Annotated in this window: 11 protein-coding genes and 2 pseudogenes; all 13 read left to right on the top strand. The window is 69.0% G+C overall.

All coding sequences use genetic code 11. The annotated features are described in order from the left end of the window. Positions 1-497 (top strand): annotated as a pseudogene (rpsE, locus tag EV384_RS34575) (30S ribosomal protein S5); the annotation flags it as partial. Further along, on the top strand, positions 497-679 hold the full coding sequence (rpmD, locus tag EV384_RS34570; RefSeq protein ID WP_130340101.1) for a 50S ribosomal protein L30: 183 nt from the start codon (positions 497-499) through the stop codon (positions 677-679). The pseudogene rpsE and the gene rpmD, both read left to right, overlap by 1 nt. Then, a pseudogene (rplO, locus tag EV384_RS34565) lies at positions 679-1,123 on the top strand (50S ribosomal protein L15). The gene rpmD and the pseudogene rplO overlap by 1 nt, the downstream one beginning before the upstream one ends. A gap of 235 nt (positions 1,124-1,358) precedes the next feature. Next, positions 1,359-2,687 (top strand): preprotein translocase subunit SecY, encoded by a 1,329-nt coding sequence (gene secY, locus EV384_RS34560; protein ID WP_130328938.1) that lies wholly within the window; start codon positions 1,359-1,361, stop codon positions 2,685-2,687. Then, positions 2,688-3,341: an adenylate kinase gene (locus tag EV384_RS34555; protein WP_089012511.1), complete on the top strand. Its 654-nt coding sequence runs from the start codon at positions 2,688-2,690 to the stop codon at positions 3,339-3,341. Between the two features lie 91 nt (positions 3,342-3,432). Continuing rightward, positions 3,433-4,284, top strand: a complete 852-nt coding sequence (map, locus tag EV384_RS34550) for a type I methionyl aminopeptidase (protein ID WP_130328937.1) — start codon at positions 3,433-3,435, stop codon at positions 4,282-4,284. A gap of 141 nt (positions 4,285-4,425) precedes the next feature. After that, complete coding sequence (locus EV384_RS34545) at positions 4,426-4,980, top strand: DUF1707 SHOCT-like domain-containing protein (protein ID WP_242624415.1); 555 nt, start codon at positions 4,426-4,428, stop codon at positions 4,978-4,980. Positions 4,981-5,240: 260 nt separating this feature from the next. Continuing rightward, the gene (gene infA, locus EV384_RS34540) at positions 5,241-5,462 is read left to right on the top strand and encodes a translation initiation factor IF-1 (protein ID WP_007073013.1); all 222 of its coding nucleotides are present in this window, start codon (positions 5,241-5,243) and stop codon (positions 5,460-5,462) included. Between the two features lie 94 nt (positions 5,463-5,556). After that, positions 5,557-5,673, top strand: a complete 117-nt coding sequence (gene rpmJ / locus EV384_RS34535; protein ID WP_109801286.1) for a 50S ribosomal protein L36 — start codon at positions 5,557-5,559, stop codon at positions 5,671-5,673. 261 nt (positions 5,674-5,934) lie between these two features. After that, complete coding sequence (gene rpsM, locus EV384_RS34530) at positions 5,935-6,315, top strand: 30S ribosomal protein S13 (protein ID WP_130340099.1); 381 nt, start codon at positions 5,935-5,937, stop codon at positions 6,313-6,315. 18 nt (positions 6,316-6,333) lie between these two features. Then, positions 6,334-6,741, top strand: a complete 408-nt coding sequence (gene rpsK / locus EV384_RS34525; protein ID WP_007073011.1) for a 30S ribosomal protein S11 — start codon at positions 6,334-6,336, stop codon at positions 6,739-6,741. A gap of 13 nt (positions 6,742-6,754) precedes the next feature. Then, positions 6,755-7,381: a 30S ribosomal protein S4 gene (rpsD, locus tag EV384_RS34520; protein ID WP_089018952.1), complete on the top strand. Its 627-nt coding sequence runs from the start codon at positions 6,755-6,757 to the stop codon at positions 7,379-7,381. Positions 7,382-7,477: 96 nt separating this feature from the next. Continuing rightward, positions 7,478-8,500, top strand: a complete 1,023-nt coding sequence (locus tag EV384_RS34515) for a DNA-directed RNA polymerase subunit alpha (protein WP_007073009.1) — start codon at positions 7,478-7,480, stop codon at positions 8,498-8,500. Positions 8,501-8,527: the final 27 nt, after the last annotated feature.

Here is an 8,527-nt window from a genome sequence, read left to right as displayed (position 1 = left end):
CGTCGCGATCAACCGCGTCGCCAAGGTCGTGAAGGGTGGTCGTCGCTTCAGCTTCACCGCCCTGGTGATCGTGGGCGACGGCGACGGCACCGTCGGTGTGGGCTACGGAAGGCCAAGGAGGTGCCCGCGGCGATCGCCAAGGGTGTCGAGGAGGCCAAGAAAGCACTTCTTCAATGGGCCGCGGATCGGCCAGTCGATCCCGCACCCGGTGCAGGGCGAGGACGCGGCCGGTGTGGTGCTGGCTCAAGACGGCCTCGGCCGGTACGGGCGTCATCGCCGTGGTCCGGTGCGTGCCGTGCTGGAGTGCGCGGGCATCCACGACGTGCTCTCCAAGAGGCCTCGGCTCGTCCAACCCGATCAACATCGTGCACGCCACGGTGGCGGCCCTGAAGGGGCTCGAGTCCCCGGAGCAGGTCCGCGGGGCCCGTCGTGGTCTGCCGGTCGAGGACGTCGCGCCGGCCGCCATGCTGGCGTCGCGGGCGGGGGTGGCGCGCTGATGGCACGTCTCAAGGTCACCCAGCTCCGGTCCGAGATCGGGACCAGCGGCAACCAGCGTGAGTCGCTGCGGTCGCTCGGTCTCAAGCGGATCAACGACGTGGTGGTCAAGGAGGACCGGCCCGAGATCCGCGGCATGATCTTCACGGTCAACCACCTCGTGAAGGTCGAGGAGGTCGAGTAATGACGATCAAGGTTCACCACCTGCGCCCGGCCCCGGGTGCCAAGACCGCGAAGACCCGCGTGGGTCGCGGTGAGGGCTCCAAGGGCAAGACCGCCGGTCGCGGTACCAAGGGTTCGAAGGCCCGGAAGAACATCTCGGCGGCGTTCGAGGGTGGGCAGATGCCTATCCACATGCGCCTGCCGAAGCTGAAGGGCTTCAAGAACAAGTTCAAGGTCGTCTTCCAGGTGGTCAACCTGGACCGGCTCGCCGAGCTCTTCCCGAACGGCGGCGAGATCGGCCCGGTCGAGCTGGTCGAGGCCGGCGCGGTCCGCAAGGGCCAGCCGGTCAAGGTCCTCGGCACCGGCGACCTCGGTGGGGTGGCCCTCCAGGTGTCGGCGCACGCGTTTCAGCGCGTCGGCCAAGGAGAAGATCACCGCCGCCGGTGGCTCGGTCACCGAGCTGTAAGGCAGAGGTACCCGTGGCGCCCGCTCAGTTGTCCAAGACTGGGCGGGCGCCATGGTCTACCCGGCCAGTGTGCGCCGGGTAACATCGGATTCGGTTTATGTAGCCGGGCACATCTGCCCGGACCGGGAGCGGGCTGTTAGAGTCCCATCCCAGCTATGGATATCGGGCGCTCGCCCGGCACCCACCCCGCCCCGCCAGGGATCACCGGCGGCCCGCCTCGCGCAGGAGGAAGAAGTTGCTGTCCGCCTTTCTCAGTGCGTTCCGTACGCCTGACCTGCGCAAGAAGCTGCTGTTCACAGTAGGCATCATCGCGGTCTACCGGCTCGGCGCAACGCTGCCCAGCCCAGGTGTCTCGTACGGCAACGTGCAGAAGTGTCTCGACACCATCCAGGGCAGTGGCACCGGCGTGCTGAACCTGCTGGACCTGTTCTCCGGTGGCGCGCTGCTGCAGCTCTCGGTCTTCGCGCTGGGCATCATGCCGTACATCACCGCGTCGATCATCCTGCAGCTGCTGACGGTGGTCATCCCGCGGCTGGAGCAGCTCCGCAAGGAGGGCCAGGCCGGCCAGGCGAAGATCACCCAGTACACCCGCTACCTGACGCTGGGCCTGGGCATCCTCCAGTCCTCGGCGTTCGTGGCGCTGGCGCGCTCCGGGCAGCTGTTCCAGAACCGCTGCGACCAGTTCCCGATCGTCCCCAAGGGCACCGGGATCCCGGACTGGCTGACCCTGACCATCCTGGTCATGACGATGACCGCCGGCACCGGCGTGGTGATGTGGCTCGGTGAGCTGATCACCGACCGGGGCGTCGGCAACGGCATGTCCGTCCTGATCTTCACCTCGATCGCGGCCCGGCTGCCCAGCGAGGGCTGGAAGATCAAGACCACCAAGGGCTGGGGGATGTTCGCCCTGGTGATCGTGCTGGTCCTGCTGGTCATCACCGCGGTCACCTTCATCGAGCAGGCGCAGCGCCGAATCCCGGTGCAGTACGCCAAGCGCATGATCGGCCGGCGGATGTACGGCGGCACCTCCACCTACATCCCGCTCAAGGTGAACCAGGCCGGTGTCATCCCGGTCATCTTCGCCTCGTCGCTGCTCTACCTGCCGCAGCTCGCGCTCCAGTTCTTCGACCAGACCAACCCGGGCAAGACCCAGGCCTGGTTCCAGAACCACATCGTGAAGGCGAGCGCGCCGGAGCACATCGCGATCTACTTCCTGCTGATCATCTTCTTCACGTACTTCTACGTGTCCATCACGTTCAACCCGACCGAGGTCGCGGACAACATGAAGAAGTACGGCGGCTTCGTGCCGGGCATCCGCCCCGGCAAGCCGACCGCCGAGTACCTCGACTTCATCCTCAGCCGGATCACCCTGCCGGGCGCGCTCTACCTGGGCGTCATCGCGATCCTGCCGAACTTCTTCTTCATCTGGCTGGACAGCCAGCAGTTCCAGAACTTCCCGTTCGGCGGCACCGCTGTGCTCATCATGGTCGGCGTCGGTCTGGAGACCGTGAAGCAGATCGAGAGCCAACTCATGCAGCGGAACTACGAAGGGTTCCTGCGGTAGATGCGACTCGTTCTGGTTGGCCCGCCGGGCGCGGGCAAGGGCACACAGGCGGAGTTCATCGCCGCCCACCTCTCGGTGCCGAAGATCTCGACCGGTGACATCTTCCGGGCCAACGTCTCGCAGGGCACGCCCCTGGGAGTCGAGGCCAAGCGGTACATGGATGCCGGCAAGCTGGTCCCGGACGAGGTCACCATCAACATGGTGCGGGACCGGCTCGCCGAGCCGGACGCCGCCGAGGGCTTCCTGCTCGACGGCTTCCCGCGGACCACGCCGCAGGCCGCCGCGCTGGACAAGCTCCTCGCCGACCTCGGCACCGCGCTGGACCTGGTGCTCGAGCTGGTCGTCGACGACGACGAGGTGATCCGGCGGCTCTCCGGCCGGCGGACCTGCCGGGGCTGCGGCAAGATCTGGCACGTCGAGTTCGATGCGACCACCCGCGAAGGCGTCTGCGACCGCTGCGGCGCCGAGCTGTTCCAGCGCGACGACGACAAGCCGGAGACGATCGCCGCCCGCCTCCGGGAGTACGCGGAGAAGACCGCGCCGCTGGTCGACTACTACGGCGCACAGGGCAAGCTCGTCGGCATCGACGCGACCGGGCCGGTGGAGGACGTCACCGTCCGCGCCATAGACGCCCTGCGCTCGTACGGCGGCTGACGTCCCGCCGGGTCTCCGGCGGATAGAGTGCGAACAGCGGGGTACGTCCGACGTGCCCCGCTGTTCCGCGCGACGAAAGGTAACGGCTCCGATGCGTCGTCCCCAGCTGGACATCCAGCTGAAGACTCCCGACCAGATCGAGAAGATGCGGGCCGCCGGTCTGGTGGTCGCCCGTGCGCTGCGTCTGATGCGGGAGGCGGTGGCGCCCGGGGTCAGCACCGCCGACCTCGACGCGATCGCCGAGTCGACCATCCGCGAGGCCGGTGCGATCCCGTCGTTCAAGGGCTACCACGGCTTCCCGGCGTCCATCTGCTCCTCGGTCAACGAGCAGGTCGTGCACGCGATCCCGTCGTCCCAGCAGGTGCTCCGCGAGGGGGACCTGATCTCGATCGACTGCGGCGCCGTGCTGAACGGCTGGCACGGGGACGCCGCCATCACCGTCGGGGTCGGCGAGGTCGACCCGGCCCTGCTGAAGATGGCCGCGGTCGCCGAGGACGCGATGTGGGCCGGGATCGCCGCCGCCGCCCGGGGTGCGGCGAGCGGCAAGGGGCGGCTCACCGACATCTCCCACGCGGTGGAGACCGCGGTCCGCAAGGGCGGCCGGTACGGCATCGTCGACGGGTACGGCGGGCACGGCATCGGCACCGAGATGCACCAGGATCCGCACGTGCTCAACCACGGGCGGCCGGGCAAGGGCCCGCGCCTGGTCCCCGGGCTGGCGCTGGCGATCGAGCCGATGATCACCATGGGCTCGCCGCGCACGGTGGAGCTGACCGACGGCTGGACCGTGGTGACCCGGGACCGGTCGATGGCGGCGCACGTCGAGCACTCGATGGCGCTGCTGGACGACGGCGTCTGGGTGCTGACCGCCGAGGACGGCGGTCGCGCTCGCCTCGGTGACCTGGTGACCGCCCGCCAGTCGGCCGACTCCCCGGCCCGCTGACGGCCGATCCCCTTCGGGCCCCTGCTGCTGCCGGCGGCTGGGGCGACAGGCTCCCGGCCGCTTCGTCCGCGCTGTCCGGATCCGGCTGCGGCCGCTGCGGCCCGCTGGGGTTGGTGGCGGAGCGGTGGCATGCTTGCCGGCATGGACGGGCGGGACGGCATGCGGGCGGCCGACGCGGACCGGCAGGAGGCGGCGGAGCGGCTCCGGGTCGCGCTCGAAGAGGGCCGGATCGACCTCTACGAGTACGACGAGCGGCTGCAACGGACCTACGGCGCGAAGACGTACGGGGAACTGGGCCAAGTCCTGGCCGACCTCCCCGGACCGGCGCCGCTGGAGCGCTCGGGGCTGGCTCCGCGCCAGCCGGGCCCGGCCGACGTCGCCGCGCCCGTGCCGCCGGCGGCCGCCCCGGCGCCGGCGTCCGGTCCGGTGCCGTCCGGCGTCCGGGGCAACTGGCTGCTCGAGGTGTGGATGCCCTGGCTGCGGGTCGCGGTGATCCTGAACGCGATCTGGCTGCTCTCCGCCGTCGGCGCCGGGGAGCTGATCTTCTACTGGCCGCTCTGGGTGCTCGGACCGTGGGGCGCGGTGCTGCTGATGCGGACTGCGGGCGGGCTGGCGGGTGGTGAGCCTCGCCACCGGGACGACCGGCGGGAGCGCCGCCGGGGCCGCCGACAGGCCCGGCGGGCGGGGGAGCGGTAGCGTCATCGCCCGTCCCGGCGCGGATGCGCCCGGGGTGTCCGTTTTCCCCGGGCGGGTGACGTGCGGGCCGGCCGGTTTGGCGACGGCCCGCAGGCGGGCGTACACTTTCAGATCGGCGCACAGCGTCCACTCCGGCATGCCCACCCTGCGCTTCGGTGGGAGTCGGAGCCGCGGCTGGCTCGGGCCCGGCGATTCTCGTCGGAGCCCGTGTAAGACGTTGTGGGCCGTCCGGAGTAACCGACGTCAGGACAGCGGAGGACATGCCGAAAAAAGACGGAGCCATTGAGATCGAGGGTCGGGTCATCGAGCCCCTGCCGAACGCCATGTTCCGGGTGGAGCTCGCGAACGGTCACAAGGTGCTGGCTCACATCAGCGGCAAGATGCGGCAGCACTACATCCGCATCCTGCCGGAGGACCGGGTCGTCGTCGAACTCTCGCCGTACGACCTGACCCGCGGGCGCATCGTCTACCGCTACAAGTAAAGCCTGACGGCGGCCGGGTCGTCCCCGTGTCCGTCTTCGACGTCCGGCGTCGCGCGTCGTCGCGCCTCCGGGCCAGATGGGAAGTAAGGCAACCGTGAAGGTCAAGCCGAGCGTCAAGAGGATCTGCAACAACTGCCGGATCATCCGGCGGCACGGCCGGGTCATGGTCATCTGCTCTTCTGACCCGCGCCACAAGCAGCGCCAGGGCTGAACCAGTCCCACCGGTCGTGACGGCCGGTCGGATCGGTCCGGACCGCAGATCCAGACAGCACATCACCAGCTCGTTCCAGCCGCGAGCGGTACGCAGCGCGTACTGAATCGTGGTTGACCCCCGGTCGGAGGCCGGGGCCCGCTCGGGCAGCGACCGATCCCGGTCGCCGGCGCTGATCGCGCCGGAAGGACAGGGACGGTCGGTAGCGGGATGGGACGGGTCCACACCTCCGCCACAACATCACGAGGAGTACGCCCGCACATGGCACGTCTAGTCGGCGTGGACCTCCCCCGCGAGAAGCGGATGGAGATCGCGCTCACCTACATCTTCGGGGTCGGTCGCACCCGCGCCCTGGAGACACTCGCTGCTACCGGCATCTCGCCGGACAAGCGCGCTCGGGACCTCACGGATGAGGAGCTGGTCCAGCTCCGCAACCACATCGAGGGCAACTACAAGGTAGAAGGCGACCTGCGCCGCGAGGTCGCCGCTGACATCCGCCGCAAGGTCGAGATCGGCTGCTACGCCGGCATCCGGCACCGCCGGGGCCTGCCCGTGCGTGGCCAGCGGACCAAGACCAACGCGCGGACCCGGAAGGGCCCGAAGCGGACCGTCGCCGGCAAGAAGAAGCCCGGCAAGAAGTAACTAGGAGCGCACAGACTTATGCCACCGAAGGCTCGTGCCGGAGCCGCTGTCAAGAAGGTCCGGCGCAAGGAACGCAAGAACGTCGCCCACGGGCAGGCGCACATCAAGAGCACCTTCAACAACACCATCGTGTCCATCACGGACCCGACCGGTGCGGTCATCTCCTGGGCCTCCGCGGGCCAGGTTGGCTTCAAGGGCTCGCGCAAGTCGACCCCGTTCGCCGCGCAGCTGGCCGCCGAGGCCGCCGCGCGTCGGGCGATGGAGCACGGCATGCGCAAGGTCGACGTGTTCGTCAAGGGCCCCGGCTCCGGCCGGGAGACCGCTATCCGTTCGCTGCAGGCCGTCGGGCTGGAGGTCGGGCAGATCTCCGACGTCACCCCGCAGCCGCACAACGGGTGCCGTCCGCCGAAGCGTCGTCGGGTCTGAGAGGTAGAGAGAGATGGCTCGTTACACCGGTGCTGACTGCCGCCGTTGCCGGCGGGAGAAGATGAAGCTGTTCCTCAAGGGCAGCAAGTGCGATGGCCCGAAGTGCCCGTTCGAGTCCCGGCCGTTCCCGCCCGGGCAGCACGGCCGCGGCCGCACCAAGGAGACGGAGTACCTGCTCCAGCTCCGTGAGAAGCAGAAGGCCCGCCGCGTCTACGGCGTGCTGGAGAAGCAGTTCCGCGGTTACTACGAGGAGGCCGTGGGCAAGCAGGCCAAGACCGGTGAGGTCCTCCTGCAGATCCTCGAGTCGCGGCTGGACAACGTCGTTTACCGGGCTGGCTACGCGCACTCGCGTGACATGGCCCGCCAGCTGGTCAAGCACGGCCACTTCACGGTGAACGGCAAGAAGGTCGACATCCCGTCGTACCGCGTCAAGGAGCACGACATCATCGAGGTCCGGGGGAAGAGCAAGGAGCTGACCCCGTTCATCGTTGCGCAGGCTCAGGCGGGTTCGCGGGCGGTGCCGGCCTGGCTCGAGGCCATCCCCAGCCAGATGAAGATCCTGGTGCACTCGCTCCCGGCCCGGCAGGTCATCGACACGCAGGTCCAGGAGCAGCTGATCGTCGAGCTCTACTCCAAGTAAGGGCTCGTTGCGGTGGCCCGCCCCCCGGGGCGGGCCACCGGAACAGTTTGTGTCGTGGGCGTCAAATAGCGGGCGTCCCGGAAGAGAAGAGAAGAAATGCTCATCAGCCAGCGACCGTCTCTCTCCGAAGAGTCGATCAACGAGACCCGCTCCCGGTTCACCATCGAGCCGCTGGAGCCGGGCTTCGGCTACACCCTGGGCAACTCGCTGCGTCGTACGCTGCTGTCGTCCATCCCGGGCGCGGCCGTCACCTCGATCAAGATCGACGGTGTGCTGCACGAGTTCACCACGATCCCCGGTGTCAAGGAGGACGTGGTCGAGCTCGTCATGAACATCAAGGAGCTCTGCGTCAGCTCCGAGCACGACGAGCCGGTCAGCATGTACCTGCGCAAGCAGGGCCCGGGCGACGTGACCGCCGGTGACATCCAGCCCCCGGCCGGTGTCTCGGTGCACAACCCGGACCTGAAGCTCGCCACCCTGAACGGCAAGGGCCGGCTCGACATGGAGCTGACCGTCGAGCGGGGCCGGGGCTACGTCACGGCCGCGCAGAACAAGCAGGCGGGCGCCGAGATCGGCCGGATCCCGGTCGACTCGATCTACTCGCCGGTGCTCAAGGTGACGTACCGCGTCGAGGCGACCCGCGTCGAGCAGCGGACCGACTTCGACCGGCTGATCATCGACGTCGAGACCAAGCCGTCGATGGGCCCGCGTACCGCGCTGGCCTCGGCCGGCTCGACGCTGGTGGAGCTCTTCGGCCTGGCCCGGGAGCTGGACGAGACCGCCGAGGGCATCGACATCGGGCCGTCCCCGCAGGACGCCCAGCTGGCGGCGGACCTGGCCCTGCCGATCGAGGAGCTGGACCTCACCGTCCGCTCCTACAACTGCCTCAAGCGCGAGGGCATCAACTCCGTTGGTGAGCTCATCGGGCGTACCGAGGCCGACCTCCTCGACATCCGGAATTTCGGTCAGAAGTCGATCGACGAGGTCAAGATGAAGCTCGCCGGGATGGGTCTCGGGCTGAAGGACTCGGCTCCGAACTTCGACCCGGCGCACGTCGTGGACGCCTTCGGCGAGGCCGACTACGACACCGACGACTACCGCGAGACCGAGCAGCTCTAGTCCGCGCTGCCGCCACACCTGAGGAGC

This window comes from Micromonospora kangleipakensis (assembly GCF_004217615.1).
In the GTDB taxonomy this organism is placed as follows: Bacteria; Actinomycetota; Actinomycetes; order Mycobacteriales; family Micromonosporaceae; genus Micromonospora; species Micromonospora kangleipakensis.
Note: the sequence above shows the minus strand (reverse complement) of the source record. Positions and strands in the feature narration are given on the sequence as shown.